General features: G+C 41.4%; 11 protein-coding genes and 1 pseudogene. 7 read left to right on the top strand and 5 right to left on the bottom strand.

Translation table 11 applies throughout. The features are described 5' to 3' along the window. Nucleotides 1-61: 61 nt before the first annotated feature. A protein-coding gene (locus tag MKL36_RS16860; RefSeq protein WP_085944219.1) for an IS3 family transposase occupies nucleotides 62-1206 on the bottom strand; the annotation gives its coding sequence in 2 pieces (ribosomal slippage) (nucleotides 62-942 and nucleotides 942-1206; 1146 coding nt in all). A gap of 77 nt (nucleotides 1207-1283) precedes the next feature. On the opposite strand from MKL36_RS16860, the pseudogene MKL36_RS16855 reads away from it, so the two are divergent. The 5 genes and pseudogenes from MKL36_RS16855 to MKL36_RS16835 form a co-directional block, all read left to right on the top strand. After that, a pseudogene (locus tag MKL36_RS16855) lies at nucleotides 1284-2039 on the top strand (HsdM family class I SAM-dependent methyltransferase); the annotation flags it as partial. Then, on the top strand, nucleotides 2036-3154 hold the full coding sequence (locus MKL36_RS16850) for a restriction endonuclease subunit S (RefSeq protein WP_021510878.1): 1119 nt from the start codon (nucleotides 2036-2038) through the stop codon (nucleotides 3152-3154). The pseudogene MKL36_RS16855 and the gene MKL36_RS16850, both read left to right, overlap by 4 nt. Nucleotides 3155-3185: 31 nt before the next feature. Then, nucleotides 3186-6626, top strand: a complete 3441-nt coding sequence (locus MKL36_RS16845; protein WP_021510879.1) for a DEAD/DEAH box helicase family protein — start codon at nucleotides 3186-3188, stop codon at nucleotides 6624-6626. Nucleotides 6627-6643: 17 nt separating this feature from the next. Beyond that, the gene (locus MKL36_RS16840; RefSeq protein ID WP_021510880.1) at nucleotides 6644-8515 is read left to right on the top strand and encodes an ATP-dependent nuclease; all 1872 of its coding nucleotides are present in this window, start codon (nucleotides 6644-6646) and stop codon (nucleotides 8513-8515) included. Beyond that, the gene (locus MKL36_RS16835; RefSeq protein ID WP_005134232.1) at nucleotides 8512-10131 is read left to right on the top strand and encodes a UvrD-helicase domain-containing protein; all 1620 of its coding nucleotides are present in this window, start codon (nucleotides 8512-8514) and stop codon (nucleotides 10129-10131) included. Before MKL36_RS16840 ends, MKL36_RS16835 begins: the two co-directional genes overlap by 4 nt. Before the next feature lie 557 nt (nucleotides 10132-10688). Here the strand turns inward: MKL36_RS16835 and MKL36_RS16830 are convergent. From MKL36_RS16830 to MKL36_RS16815, 4 genes are all read right to left on the bottom strand, one after another. Further along, nucleotides 10689-11840, bottom strand: coding sequence for a S1C family serine protease (locus MKL36_RS16830; protein ID WP_004740204.1), 1152 nt, complete (start codon nucleotides 11838-11840; stop codon nucleotides 10689-10691). A gap of 175 nt (nucleotides 11841-12015) precedes the next feature. After that, nucleotides 12016-12687 (bottom strand): zinc metalloprotease HtpX, encoded by a 672-nt coding sequence (locus tag MKL36_RS16825; protein WP_442866689.1) that lies wholly within the window; start codon nucleotides 12685-12687, stop codon nucleotides 12016-12018. Next, nucleotides 12674-13162, bottom strand: a complete 489-nt coding sequence (locus tag MKL36_RS16820; RefSeq protein ID WP_002033414.1) for a phosphate-starvation-inducible PsiE family protein — start codon at nucleotides 13160-13162, stop codon at nucleotides 12674-12676. Before MKL36_RS16820 ends, MKL36_RS16825 begins: the two co-directional genes overlap by 14 nt. Nucleotides 13163-13173: 11 nt before the next feature. After that, nucleotides 13174-13578 (bottom strand): GGDEF domain-containing protein, encoded by a 405-nt coding sequence (locus MKL36_RS16815; RefSeq protein WP_223153528.1) that lies wholly within the window; start codon nucleotides 13576-13578, stop codon nucleotides 13174-13176. Here MKL36_RS16815 and MKL36_RS16810 point away from each other — a divergent pair. After that, complete coding sequence (locus tag MKL36_RS16810) at nucleotides 13566-13913, top strand: IS630 transposase-related protein (RefSeq protein WP_004740195.1); 348 nt, start codon at nucleotides 13566-13568, stop codon at nucleotides 13911-13913. The genes MKL36_RS16815 and MKL36_RS16810 overlap by 13 nt on opposite strands. A gap of 186 nt (nucleotides 13914-14099) precedes the next feature. Further along, a complete protein-coding gene (locus tag MKL36_RS16805) occupies nucleotides 14100-15032 on the top strand; it encodes an IS5 family transposase (protein ID WP_270909008.1) in 933 nt (310 codons plus the stop codon). Nucleotides 15033-15084: the final 52 nt, after the last annotated feature.

The raw sequence follows: 15084 nt of genomic DNA, 5'->3' as shown, positions 1-15084 counted from the left end.
AGAGGTGGTCCCACATGTTTGAACAACTAAAAGCTTATTTATAAGTGATACTCTGCTCTAGTTAAGCTACCTTATTTTGTTGTGGTAGCTGGTCATAGTAAAACTCATCTGGAGTCATTTTGTCCAGACTCGAATGAGGTCGTTTCAAATTATAAAATTCAAAATATGCGTTTAATTGCTTCTTCGCATCCAAAACATTGCTGTAGGCTTTGAGATACACCTCTTCATATTTAACGCTCCGCCATAATCGTTCAACCATCACATTATCAACCCATCGACCTTTACCATCCATGCTGATTTGGATGTCATTTGATTTCAATACATCAATAAATGCATCACTGGTAAACTGACTGCCTTGGTCTGTATTAAATATTTCAGGTCGACCATATTTTTCAATAGCTTCATTTAATGTTTCTATGCAAAATGTAACCTCCATACTAATCGATACTCTATGCGCAAGTACCTTGCGGCTATGCCAATCAATCACAGCACATAAATAAACAAAGCCTTTTGCCATAGGGATATACGTTATATCCGTAGACCACACTTGATTACTGCGCTGAATAGCCAATCCTTTGAGCAGATATGGATATTTGCGGTGAGCTTGATTAGCCTGGCTTAAATTTGGTTTGCAATATAACGCATTAATGCCCATTTTCTTCATTAAAGTACGTGTATGACGTCGTCCTATATGATGTCCTTGACGATTCAACAAATCACGCATCATACGGCTACCTGCAAAAGGGTATTGCATATGTAACTCATCCATACACCGCATCAGCTTCAGATCTGATGCACTCACAGGTTTTGGGCGATAGTAATAACAACCACGGGAGACTTTCAGCAGCTGAGCTTGCTTAGATACTGAAATCTGAAGTGAGTCATCGATTAACTTTTGTGGTTGAAGCGGCCCAGTTTCTTCAACACACCTTCTAAAAAATCAATTTCTAATGCCTGCTCACCGATTTTTGCATGTAGTTTTTTTAGATCGATGGGTGGTTCTGTTGGAGCTTTTGATTGATCGAAAGCTTGCGAGGAAGCTGAAATCAGTTGATTTTTCCAGTCGATAATTTGGTTTTGATGAACATCAAATTCAGCACTCAATTCAGCAAGTGTTTTTTCTGCTTTAATCGCAGCAAGTGCTACCTTAGCTTTAAAATCATTTGAATGATTTCTTCTTGGTCTACGTGCCATAAAATACTCCATATATTGATGTTTATAACATCATTTGGGGAGCAAAATATCACTTATAAGTGTTGTTCAAATTTCCTGATCCACCTCTCATGATGCTACACGGTGTAGAAAACCCAAGTATTGAAAATCGTGATTCTTTAAGTGAAGCGCATTCACATATTGCTGAAAAATACAGTTTGATTCTTGCCAATCCACCATTTGCAGGCAGTTTGGACAATGAAAGCTGTGCCAAGAATATTCAAGCTGTTGTGAAAACCAAAAAGACTGAATTACTGTTTTTAGCCTTGTTCTTACGTTTGTTAAAAACTGGTGGTCGTGCTGCGGTGATTGTGCCTGATGGTGTGTTATTTGGTTCATCGAAAGCGCATAAAGATTTGCGTCAAAAGATTGTAGAAGAGCAAAAGCTTGAAGCGATTATTTCCATGCCGTCAGGTGTATTTAAGCCGTATGCTGGGGTTTCAACTGCCATTATGATTTTCACCAAAACCATGTCGGGCGGTACGGACAAAGTTTGGTTTTATGATATGCAGGCGGATGGTTATTCGCTGGATGATAAGCGTAATGAGCTAGATGCATCTAAGCATGAAAATAACAACATTCCTGACATTATTGCGCGTTTTAAAAACTTAGAGGGTGAAAAAGGTCGTAAAGCCACAGAGCAAAGCTTTATGGTGGATAAAGCCGATATTGCTGCCAATGGTTATGACTTGTCGATTAATCGTTATAAGGAAGTGGTGTATGAACAAGTGGAATATGAAGCACCAAGTAAAATTTTGGCGGATTTGGAAGTGCTTGAGCAGGATATTTTAAAAGGAATGGCTACGCTTAAGGAGATGCTTAAGTGATTGAGACACCATTATTTGAAATTTGTCGTCCAAAACAATGGAAGACAATATCTTCAAAAGATTTATCAGAACATGGTTATCCTGTTTATGGTGCAAATGGGATAATTGGATTTCATTCAGAGTATAATCATGAAAAGCCAACCATCTTAATAACTTGTCGTGGTGCTACTTGCGGCACTATTAATGTCTCTGTGCCATTTTCTTACATTAATGGCAATGCGATGGCTTTAGATGATCTTGATGAAAATAAAGCTTATATCAACTACATTTCATATTATTTGAAATATAGAGGGCTTGCCGATGTTATTTCAGGTTCTGCCCAACCTCAAATTACAAGAGAAGGATTGCAGTCTGTAAAAATCCCACTCCCACCACTTGAAGAACAACGCCGAATTGCTTCTATTTTAGATCAAGCGGATGAGCTACGCCAAAAACGTCAGCAAGCGATTGAAAAGTTAGATCAGCTTTTACAAGCCACTTTTATTGATATGTTTGGCGATCCTGTCAGTAATCCTAATAATTATGAACAAGTTGAACTAGATAACTTTATTTTAGTTGGCCCCCAAAATGGATTGTATAAACCTGCCAATATGTATGGTCAAGGTACACCAATTGTAAGGATTGATGGATTTAAAAGTGGAGATATTATTGATAATAAAGAATTTAAAAGATTATCACTAGAAGAGTCTGATATTGAAAAATATAAATTAAATAAATTTGATCTAGTAATTAACCGAGTCAATAGTCCTGAGTATATAGGAAAAACTGCTTTAATCAGGAATTTAGAAGAATCTACAGTGTTTGAGTCAAACATGATGAGATTCGCTGTTGATACTTCAAAATTAGATACTTATTACTTACTGTTTTTTTTAAAACAACAATTTGTTTTAAATCAGATAGCGAATAAGCGTAAAGATGCTGTGAATCAATCTAGTATCAATCAACAAGATGTTAAAAGTTTGATTATTAATGTTCCACCGATTGAGTTACAAATCACGTTTTCTAATTTCTTTCAAAAACTTGAGAAAAATAGAAACTTATTCAACCAACAAGCATTAAATTTTGATAACTTGTTTAAAGCACTACAAAACCAAGCATTTAACGGCACTTTATAACATTTAATTAAAAATATGAGGGAATATATACATGAGCAACTTTCAGTTTTTAGAACCTGAATTTAAAAGCTTGGCAGCGACTGCCAAAGAAGCTGAAAAGCTCACGTATATATCCCCCCAATTTGCCCTTGCAGCGGCTCGTACATCACTTGAAAACCTTGTGCTGTGGTTGTATCAATACGACAAAAAACTTACCCAACCTTACGATGCTTCACTACATAACTTACTCAACGATCTCAAATTTAAAGACCTGATTCCGCCCTACATTTGGGACAAAATGGACAATATCCGCATGGTCGGCAACAGTGCCGTACATGGGAAAAAGTTCAAACAACTTACCACCGAAGAAACCGTTAAACACATCAGCCATTTATTTTTGATGTATGTTTGGTTTGAACGTAACTATGGCTCACCATCAAAAGACCGCTCTCAGTCGATTTTATTTAACCCAAAACTAATACCAAATGCTGACAATACTCAGCAAATCACCGCCAACCAAGAACAACTGCAAAAAGAAACAGAAGCTAAAGAAAAACAGTTTGCTGAACAACATAAAGCTTTACGGGAACGTGAACAAAAACTATTTGAACTGTCCGCAAGTTTAGAAGAGCGTGAAAAATTACTTGCAAATATAGATGCTGAACTTGCACAGAAACGTGCAGACGTTGAACAAGCCAAAATTGCCAACAGCAAAATTGAAGACCATACCGACTATAAAGAAGACGAAACTCGAAAACTTAAAATTGACCTCATGCTTGAAGAAGCAGGTTGGGACATTGGTACATCTGTTCGAGAAGAAGTTGCTGTTACAGGTATGCCGAATCCATCGGGTAAAGGTGAAGTAGATTATGTGCTGTATGATGCCAATGGCTTGCCTTTGGCTGTGGTTGAAGCCAAACGTACATCAACTGACCCTGATATTGGACAACAACAAGCCAAGCTCTATGCAGACTGTTTAGAGCAACAAACAGGACAACGCCCTGTCATTTTCTATACCAATGGTTACAAAACCCGAATTTGGAATGATGTGCAAGGTGGCCCACCACGCTTAGTACATGGTTTTTATACGCAGGCAGAACTCAAGCGTCTGATTGAACGACGTAAAAACAACCCTGATTTAAGCAGCTTCCCGATCAATACGGACATTGTCGAGCGTTACTACCAAACCCGTGCCATAAAAGCCATGCTTGCAGCCTATCAGCGTAAAGAACGTGCAGGCTTACTGATTATGGCGACAGGCACAGGTAAAACCCGTACCGCCATTGCACTGGTCGATGTGCTGATGAAAGCCAATGTGGTGCAAAAAGCATTATTCCTTGCAGACCGTACTTCATTGGTCAATCAAGCGCACAACGCCTTTAAAGCCAATTTAAAAGATGCCTCATTCGTCAATTTACTTGAAGATAAAAACCAAGTGGGTCGTGTGTATTTCTCGACCTATCAAACCATGATCGGCTTGATTGACGAAAAAAATGCGGACGGTACACGACAATTCGGTACAGGCATGTTTGACCTGATTATTATTGATGAAGCACACCGTAGCGTTTACCAAAAATTTGGCGAGATTTTTAAATACTTCGATAGCTTGCTTGTTGGTTTAACCGCAACGCCACGAGATGAAGTAGATCGTGATACATACGCACTGTTTGGCTTAGAAAGCGGTGTACCGACTGATTACTACGACCTCGATCAAGCCATTGCCGATGGCTATCTTGTGCCACCGAAAGCTTATTCTGTTCCGCTTAAATTTATGCGTGAAGGCGTAAAATATGACGAACTCTCAGAAGAGGAAAAACAACACTGGGACAGTCTAAATTGGGGCGATGAAGATGCACCTGAAGAAGTTTCAGCATCCAAAATCAATAAAGAGCTGTTTAATACAGGCACGATTGATTTAATGCTCAAGCACTTGATGGAAAATGGTATTAAAACTGAAGGTGGAGATCGTTTGGGTAAAACTATTATCTTTGCCGTCAATCAAAAACATGCCCAGTTTATTGCTGATCGCTTCAATGAAAACTATCCGCAATATGATGGCAAGTTTGCCCGTGTCATTACCCATGCCACTAAGTATCCACAAAGCTTAATTGATGACTTTAGCAAGAAAGATTTACCTGAGCCACAGATTGCGATTTCAGTGGATATGCTCGATACAGGGATTGATGTGCCTGAAGTGGTCAACTTAGTTTTCTTTAAAGCTGTGCGCTCTAAAGTGAAATTTATGCAGATGATTGGGCGTGGCACACGACTCTGCAAAGAACTGTTCAGCCCTGAAGATGATAAAAAAGAATTTTATATCTTCGACTATTGCTCTAACTTTGAATACTTCAATGAAAACCCTGATGGTGCGCCTGTTGCGACCACAGAGCCACTCGGACAACGCTTGTTTAAAGCACGTTTAAATATCCTGAGTTTACTGAATGCGAAGGACGATGCCACAGAAGAGCTAAAAGCTGTACAGCAAGATATGCGTCAAAGTTTACAGACTGAAGTGAAGTCAATGAACAATGACAATTTCATTGTAAAGTCTGAGCTTGAGCATGTTGAACATTTCAAAAATGATGATGCTTGGAACAACTTAGATGATCTTGCCATCGGTACATTACGAGAACACATTTCGAAACTCCCGAATCAGCTTGAGCCTGAAACTTTAGAAGCCAAACTGTTTGATATGCTTTGCTACAACCTTGAGTTGGCAGTATTGGAAAAGAACAATACAGCAACTCAAAGCTATGCCAATAAAGTGATTGAAATTGCTTCTAAGCTGGAAAGCAAAGAAAATATTCCTGTTGTTGCAGAACAGATTGCGCTGATTCAAGATATTCAAACCGTGGAATATTGGAAAGGCATTACCTTGCCAATGCTTGAGGCGATGCGTAAACGTATTCGTGGCTTGGTGAAACTGATTGAAAAATCCACATCGACTATTGTGTATTCCATGCTTGATGATGAAATTGGAGATATGCAAGCGGTTGATATTCCTGTCGTATCAAGTGGTGTCAATCTTGCTCAGTACCGTAAGCGTGTAGAAAGTTTCATCAAAGCGAATGAAAATCATATTACGATTGCAAAGTTAAAACGTGGTTTAGCACTGACACCGACCGATCTAAGTGAGTTAGAACGCTTTGTTTTTGAAGCGCAAGAAGTTGAAAGCCGAGATAAATTTGAAGAATGTTTTGGGACTGAAAAATCCTTACCTCTCTTCATTCGTTCTCTGGTCGGATTAGAGCGTCAGGCGGTACAAGAAGCCTTTTCTAAGTATTTGCAAGGCTCAACGTATAACGAGAAACAAATACGTTTTGTGGAAATGCTAATTGATCATTTAACTCAAAATGGCGTGCTAGAAGCAGCGCAGTTATATGAACCACCGTTTAATCAGATCCACTATGAAGGGATTGATGGTGTGTTTGGTGATGCGGATGCTGACAACATATTTGGGGTTGTTGAAGCGTTTAATGATGCGGTGGCGTAATAATTAAGGGTAAAATGATGAAAATTGATAAAGTAATTCTAAAAGGTTTTAGAAATTATAAAGATGCGACAATAAATTTTAATAATAACACTTTAATTATTGGTGAAAATGATGTTGGTAAAACTAATCTCATTTATGCATTACGCCTCATGTTAGACAGAAGTCTTTCTGAATTGGATATAGAGCCATCAGAGTTGGATTTTCATGTACAGGGTGGTGTCCAGTCTGAAAATTTAGAAATCATAATTAAATTCTTTGATATTAAAGAAGAAGCTGCATTATCCATTTTGAAAGAACACGTAAGTGATGATGGAGAATGTGTTTTTAAATACATGGCTTCTAAAGAAAATCTAGATTATAAATTATATCTTGGTCAAAATGAGACAGACTTATCTGAAATTCAAAGTCGTTATTATTTAAAATATATCAATTTAAAGTATATTTCTTCCCAAAGAGATTTAAGCAAATTTATTGCTAAAGAGAAAAAACAATTACTTAGGATCTCCAAAACAAAGATTACTGAAGAACAAGAAAAGCTTGATCGAGAAAACGTACTAGAAATTTCTAAGCAATTGGTTGACCTAGACGATAAAGTTGCACAATTAGAATATGTAAAAACTGCTACTCAAGAAGTTAATTTAGAATTAAAGAAATTAGCTTATGCCCATGATGATTATGATGTAAAACTAAATGCTAGTGGTATAGAAGTGGATGATTTTATTAATAAATTACAATTAGGGGCAATGAGCGGTGGCTCAAATGTTATGTTGGGTGGTGATGGACGTAATAATCAAATTTTAATTGCTTTATGGAAGGCACTGAGCGAATTTGAACACGATTCAAATGATGAAGTAGTGTTTTATGTTGTTGAGGAGCCAGAGGCACATTTACACCCACATCAACAAAGAAAATTAGCTAGTTATTTATCTTCAGAATTACAAAGTCAATGTTTAATAACAACACACTCTCCGCAAATAGCCTCAAGTTTTTCGCCAAGTTCTATTATTAGATTATTTAAGAAAGATTTCTCTACAATTGCGGCCAGTAATGGTTGTACAAAAGAACTAGAAAAAGCATGGGAAGAATTAGGTTATAGGATGAGCATTATCCCTGCAGAAGCATTTTTTTCAAGTGGTGTTTTTTTAGTTGAGGGCCCATCTGAAGAAATTCTATATAAGGAACTGTTGCTTAAAAATAAAGTTGATATTGATTACTACAATTTATCCGTTTTTGCAGTTGGAGGAATTCAATTTAAAGTATTTGCAGCCGTTTTAAGAGCTCTAGAAATACCATTTTCATTAAGAACTGATAATGATATTAGTACTGTAGAAATGAATTGCAAAGTTCATGGTTTTAATAAAAATGACTCTTTAAATCCTTGCTATGTATATAAGAAAATTGAAATTAATTATACAGATGAAAAATGTATAAAATGGCAATATCTAGGAGTTAATAGATGCTATGGAATATTAAATAGAGATTCCGAAAAATGGAAGCATAGTCTTTACCCTTTAAATAGAGTTAATATTTTGGGTGATAAACGGTGGAAAGCCTTTGAAAAGATGATAAATGCACATGGCATATTTATGTCTAATATAGATTTAGAGTGTGATTTAGTAAGTGTTGCTTCTGAAGAAATTAAGAAGGCATTAGGTAAAAAAAATAATAATAGTGCAGTAGATTTTCTCAAAAAAAGCAAAGCCCTAAATATGCAAATATTAATGGCTAAATTAGAAAAGAAAGGCTTTGAAAAAATTTATGAAAGTGATTTTGGCAAGCCGATTAGGTACTTAATAAATTTATTATTAAAACAATCTGACACTGACACTGAATCTCCAGTTCTTATTAATACGAACTCTGAAACTGCCAAAGAAGTGGTCTTGTTATGAAGTTGACGAATGATCAAATAAAAGCAATTCAAGATATTGAAAATAATTCGGTAATCATGGCGTGTCCAGGGAGTGGAAAGACTACCGTTCTTATTAATAAAATGAGTTTATGTTGTGAAAAGTTAAAAAGACATAATGGAATAATAGGATTATCTTTCACCAGAAAATCTAGTGAAGAGTTGAGAAGAAAATTTCAAAAGAAGACGATAAGTTCAAATCTCAATTATCTAGGTACTATAGATGGCTTTCTGATCAATGAAATTATTAGACCTTTTTTGCCAAAGCTATGGGGCAATGAGAACGATGATATTGAGATCGTAAGTATTTTATCGGAAGAAGAATCTATTCCATTTGTACAAGAGTTTGCGAATGGAGAAATATATTTAAAAGATATAGAAAATGATAATGCTTTTAAGGGATTATTTTTAAGTGGAAAAATATGGCAAAGAACAGTAACACCTTTAGCTTTGTTTGTACTTAAAAATTCATCAGTCTGTAGAAGATACATATCATCTCGATATAAATACTTGTTTGTAGATGAATATCAAGATACTTCATCAGGACAACATCTAGTTTTTCTAGAAATTTTAAAACTAGGGTTGAAATTTACAGCGGTAGGAGATATTGATCAGTCAATTTACAGATGGCGTGATGCTATTCCTGAAAATTTAACTTCGCTTGTAAATGAGCACGATTTTAAAGAATATGCTATTGATCAAAACCATAGATGTGACCCATCTATTGATTTATATGCTAGAGCTTTTTTAAAAGGTATAGATCTAGAAGAAATTGATAAAAAAAACATATTTGGATTGCATATAAATAATTCAGGAAAACATAGATACGCTAAGTTAGATGATTTTATACAAAAAATTAAAGATGAGAATAATTTTGATTTTTCAGATTTTGTGATATTAGCAGCTAATAATGCAACGGTTCAGCATTATGCTTTGAATACGCGTCATAGTTATAGAATTTACGAAGATGATCCTCTTGATAGTATGAATCATTATATTGCACAGTTATGTTCTGATTTGATTTTATATAAATTTTGTAAGAATTATTCAAGTTACTCAATATATGAGAATTATAAGTCTAGGTTTATTAACATTAAATTAAATGATTTTAAGGTTGAAGTTAAAAAAATAAGAACTGAAAATGATACTGATGAAATTTGTGAAATAATTAAAGGCTTAATTAATAAAACTAATTATAAAGGTGATTGTGAAAATTTTATTTTGGCAACAAAAAATATTTTTAATGATGAATTCTTGTTGAAAAAATATAAACCACATAATAAAAATGAATTACAAATAATGTCAATTCATAAGTCAAAAGGTTTGGAGTTTAAAGTTGTTATCCACCTTGGTTTGGAACAATGGGTATTGCCACGTAAAACAAAGAAACAAGGTCAATGGACTTTTAGCGATTTAGAAGGGGATAAAAATTTACACTATGTTGCGATCACACGAGCTGAAAATCTATGCTATTTAGTAGATATGCCTATAAGAGTAAAATCAGAAAATAACGTGTTTAAAGAGATGAATGCAAATAAATCTGAATTCCTATGTATTGAAAGATTGAACAAGCATATTGTTGATCTAGGAGTTATGTAGCTATTCTTAGATGTAATTTGGATTTAGAGATTTCTCTAGAACTATTAATCAGGAATCGGTGGACTATTCTTAATTGGAATCGGTGGACTACTCTTAATTGGAATTAGTGGACTACTATTGGTGATATATACAGTGAGCACTTACACCTGAGACTGGATCGTTTTGCCTTTCATGGCAAAATGATTAAGGGCGCTAAAGTATCATCCTAATTTTCGCCCAGGCTCGAAAAATACGGTAAATGGTGAAAATAAAAATTCATCCTTTTCCGATGTTGCCCGTTCCAACACGTAAGCAGTCAGTCAGAAAAAACACATAGATCCAATCCCTAGCGAGCATTGAGCTCTCTCATCCGTGCCAACTGCTCCAACCCTTGGACGCCCTAAATGCTTACCCAAAAAAATCAACACCTTCTTTTAAAAACACAATCAAAAATGACTCCCTTATATCCATTTAACCTAAACAGCCTTCCCCCCACTGCACTAGCTAGGGCTCGTAGTTCGGCGCAAGGCTGAAGTCGCTTGACTGCTTCGCTGTGCAGATCCATGACCCACTTTCCATCAAACTCCCGGTTGTAGTTCCACAAGCATCTCGCGAGTCTTGCCGGCCCGCTCCACTAACAAGACCACAACATCTCCAACGTTCTTGTCGTCTAGCCGGGCCTGTAATGTGGTGACGTCGTCGACGGCGATACCGTCGATGCTGATAACGCGATCGCCGGGCACGATGCCGCCTGCGGTGACCTCGACGCCGACGAGCCCGGCCCTGTGCGCCACCGAGCCCGGCGTCACGCGCAATACGAATACGCCCTTACTACCGGTCAGCGCCTGCAGACGCGCGTTGAGCTGCTCATCCACCTCGATGCCCAGCGCCGGACGGATGTACTTGCCGGTCTTTATGAGTTGCGGCACCACGCGCATGACGGTATCCACCGGCACAGCGAAACCGATGCCAGCGGACGCGCCCGAAGGGCTGTAGATGGCGGTGTTGATGCCGATCAGCCGCCCGGCCGAATCGAGCAGCGGGCCGCCGGAGTTGCCGGGGTTGATAGCGGCGTCGGTCTGGATCAGGTGATCGATGGCAGGCCCGCCCCCTTCGCCGTCGAGGGTGCGGTCGAGCGCCGAGACGATGCCGGTGGTGAGCGTCCAGTCCAATCCGAAGGGATTGCCGATAGCGAACACTTTCTGCCCGACCTTGAGGTCGGCACTGGTGCCCACCGGCACAGCGGGCGGGCGCTTGAAGCCGACGCCGATCTTGAGCACGGCGATGTCGTGCTCGGGGCTGGCGCCCACCAGCGCAGCCTGATAATCGCGACCGTCGGCCAGTTTGACCGTGGCAGACGATGCCCCCTGGATGACGTGGAAGTTGGTCACCACGTGGCCGGCATCGTCCCAGATGAAGCCGGAGCCGGTGCCGCGCGGCACGGAAAAGACATTGCGCGACCAGACGTCACGCACCAGTTGCGCCGTGGTGATGTAAACCACCGACCCGCGCGATTTCTCGAACAGTTGGATGGTGGTCTGCTCGTCTGCCGCCAGATCACCACGCGGTGTCACCGTGCGCTCGGCCGCTTCGTGCGGACTGAACCAGGCTTCGATGGCAGGCAAGAACTGCCACAGCAGCATGAGTGCGGCGATGCAGCCAGTGATGACGAGCCAGCGCCGGATGAATCGGTCCGGCGCTGGTCGGCTGTTGAGGTCGGGGCAGGTCATGCCATTCTCCTTGTTGAAATCAGCGCCAGACACCGCTGGCGCGCCAACGCGGTGGGCGTGGCGCCAAGGGGATGTCCGGCAGAAATGGGCTGGAATGAAGCGGTTGCGGTGCCATCGAATCAGCCAATTCCCGCAAGCGTTGGATGCGCTCTGTCGTCGCCGGATGCGTGCGCAACTAGGAGGGTTCCGGCTTGCCCCATCCGGGCAGCAGCCAGGCGCGACTCTCCCGCTCGATCTTGGCGAGCGCCAAAGCCAATCCCTGTGGGTCGCCGGTCAATTCGGCGGCGAGCCGGTCGGCGTCGAATTCGCGCACCCGCGACAAACCCAGTTGCGCCAGCAGCGCGAGCTGCGGCGAAACGGCCAGCAACAGCAGCGCCGGCCACTGGATAGCGACTGTGCCCCACAGCAAGGCCGGCAGGCTGAAAAGGAGCATGATTTGCCCCAACAAGGCCAGAAGATGGGTGAGCCGGCTGATGGAATCGGCCAGGCCCATGACACTCAAATCCTCGTTCGCAATATGCGCGATTTCGTGGCCGAGCACGCCGGTCAACTCGCGGGGCGTGAGGCTACGCAGCAGACCGTCGGTCAGCGCGATGGCCGCGTGATGCTTCGTACCGGTGGCGAAGGCGTTGACGACCCCGCTGGGCACGTAGTGCAGTACCAGCACGGCAGGCAACCCGGCCCGCGCCGCCAGTTCGCGCAACACAGCCCAAAGATCGGGCGCTTCATTCGGGTGCAGAGGGCGTGCGCCATACAGCCGCAGGGTCAGCCCGGAAGCCGCCGCCGGTTCGAGCAGCAGGGTGAACCCCGCGGCAGCCTGCGCGTGGCGCCGATCACGATGGCTCATTTGGGCTTTCCCCGGCGGCCCGGTCATCGCGCTCGCGCAGCAGCCAGTAAGTCGCCCCGAGGGCCAGCGTCGCGCCTGCGAGCGCCGCGATCTTGGCGGGGCTGGTCTCCGGGTCGAGGATCACGAACTTGCGCGCCAGGGCGATCAGCCCGATCAGGATCACCGTCTTGACCTGGATGATGCTATCGCGGCGCAAGGCCACCCGCACGATGGAATGCTTGAACTCCATGGCGATGAGCAGCGTCATGATCATGCCGAACACGATCTGGAAGACCTTGTGATCGAGCGGATTGAACGCATCGATGACCAGCAGGCTGAAGACGATCGAGATCAGCTGCAGCAGCGAGACCACGATGATCACGGCAATGATTGCGGACAGCGCGAGCGCGATCACCTGTTCGAAGCGCTCGTAGAACGTCATCACTGCCCATTGGGCACGAAATGTTTTGATCGGGTCCGGTTGCTTTTCCTTCATCGCCATTCCTCTCAATTCTGAAATACTTGTGCGCCCACAACTTGGTTGCGCCCTTGTCTTTTTGCCTGGTAGAGCGCGCTGTCCGCCTGCTGCATCACCTGCTCGAAAGAGTTTAAGCGGACGTCAAGGGGGGCTACCCCCATGCTGGCGCTATAGCTGATCGACACCTCTCCACACACCACCGCTGTCGTCGCAACGTCCTGACGAAATCGCTCCGCCCATACTTGGGCGTCTTCAATCGATGCCGCTTCCAACAACACAGCGAATTCCTCCCCCCCAATCCGGGCAGCCATGTCGGTTGCGCGAATGTGTTCCCTCAACCGTGCAGCAAAGTGCTTGAGCACCTCATCGCCGCACCCGTGTCCATATAGTAAGCACGCAAAAAAAACAATACAATACCGATATGAGTTATCCAATACATTTTAGAAACAAAATATTAGCCAAGCTTGAAGAAGGCCAATCTATTCGAACGGTTGCTCAGCACTTCGAAATTGATAAAAATACAATTGTCGAATGGAAAAAGCGAATCGAAATAAAAAGAACTCGACCAAGAAAACCATCTAAAGTTGATGATGATGCCTTACGTGCAGATGTTGAACAATATCCTGATGATTATCAATATGAGCGCGCTGCTCGTTTTGGTTGTGGTACTTCTACAATTGGAGATGCGCTCAAGCGTCTAAATATCACAGTTAAAAAAAGACCTTACTGCACCCGAAAGCAAAAACAGAACTCAGAGAGCAGTATTTAAAAGATTTAAACCGATTAAGGTATCAACACCCGATCATCTATCTTGATGAAAGTGGATTTAAATCTCATGAACATAGACCTCATGGTTATTCAAAACAGGGAAATCCTTGTTATGGAACATATAATTGGCAATGGCTTTGTTGCACAAACCTATCTCTAAAGGCTTATTCCACAATATAATTTTCAAATGAAGAAGCCTACACACAAAATCTACCGCACAACCAATTGGCCTGCATATAACCGAGCACTCATTAATCGTGTAAATATTGCCATTTGGTTTGATCCTGTTACGCAATGGTATGCCCCATCAAAAGGCAAACAAGGACGAAATCAAACTTACTCCGACACAGCTATCCAATGCTGCCTAATGATTAAATCTCTCTTTCGATTGTCTTTACGCATGGTCACTGGCTTTGTTCAAAGTCTCATCCATCTTTGTGGGTTAAATTGGATAGCGCCAGACTACACTACAATTTGTAGACGACAACAGCATATTGATATTGTGATTAGCTATCAAAAAAGTTGTGATGGACTGTATCTAATCGTTGACTCTACAGGTCTGAAATTCTTAGATGAGGGTGAATGGAAGCGTAAAAAACATGAGCCTGAATATCGTCGCCAATGGCGTAAATTACATATTGGTATAGATGCTAAAACCTTACAAATACGCGCTGTTCAGCTCACAACCAACAATGTGAGTGATTCACAGGTACTTGGTGATTTACTCGATCAGATTCCACAAGATGAGAGAGTTGACTCCGTCTATACCGATGGAGCTTATGATACCAAACAGTGCCGACAGGTCATTGCGAATCGGCAAGCACATGCAGTGATTCCACCAAGAAAAAATGCGAAGCCATGGAAAGATAAAAAGATGAGCTCGCTAGAACGCAATGAGTTGCTTCGAACAGTTAAACGTTTAGGAAGAACTATTTGGAAGAAATGGTCAGGCTATCATCGGCGAAGTTTGGTTGAAACCAAGATGCATTGCATCAAATTATTGGGGGATAAACTCAGTGCGAGAAATTTTCAAAGCCAAGTCAATGAGATTCATGCACGTATGGCAGTATTAAATAAATTTACGGACTTAGGCAGACCACATACCCGAGTTGTCACTTAAATTTGAGTAGATATGAGAAGTCTTAACTTTTAAATCTTTGTGCAACAAAGCC

The organism is Acinetobacter sp. AOR12_HL, from assembly GCF_027855275.1.
In the GTDB taxonomy this organism is placed as follows: Bacteria; Pseudomonadota; Gammaproteobacteria; order Pseudomonadales; family Moraxellaceae; genus Acinetobacter; species Acinetobacter baumannii.
This window is presented reverse-complemented; position numbering and strand designations above follow the sequence as displayed.

What these genes read in the sequence shown, in the direction of transcription:
- MKL36_RS16845 (WP_021510879.1), top strand. Translation starts at nt 3,186, where the DNA reads ATGAGCAACTTTCAGTTTTTAGAACCTGAATTTAAAAGCTTGGCAGCG.
- MKL36_RS16840 (WP_021510880.1), top strand. Translation starts at nt 6,644, where the DNA reads ATGAAAATTGATAAAGTAATTCTAAAAGGTTTTAGAAATTATAAAGAT.
- MKL36_RS16835 (WP_005134232.1), top strand. Translation starts at nt 8,512, where the DNA reads ATGAAGTTGACGAATGATCAAATAAAAGCAATTCAAGATATTGAAAAT.
- MKL36_RS16830 (WP_004740204.1), bottom strand. Translation starts at nt 11,840, where the DNA reads ATGACCTGCCCCGACCTCAACAGCCGACCAGCGCCGGACCGATTCATC.
- MKL36_RS16825 (WP_442866689.1), bottom strand. Translation starts at nt 12,687, where the DNA reads ATGAGCCATCGTGATCGGCGCCACGCGCAGGCTGCCGCGGGGTTCACC.
- MKL36_RS16820 (WP_002033414.1), bottom strand. Translation starts at nt 13,162, where the DNA reads ATGAAGGAAAAGCAACCGGACCCGATCAAAACATTTCGTGCCCAATGG.
- MKL36_RS16810 (WP_004740195.1), top strand. Translation starts at nt 13,566, where the DNA reads ATGAGTTATCCAATACATTTTAGAAACAAAATATTAGCCAAGCTTGAA.
- MKL36_RS16805 (WP_270909008.1), top strand. Translation starts at nt 14,100, where the DNA reads ATGAAGAAGCCTACACACAAAATCTACCGCACAACCAATTGGCCTGCA.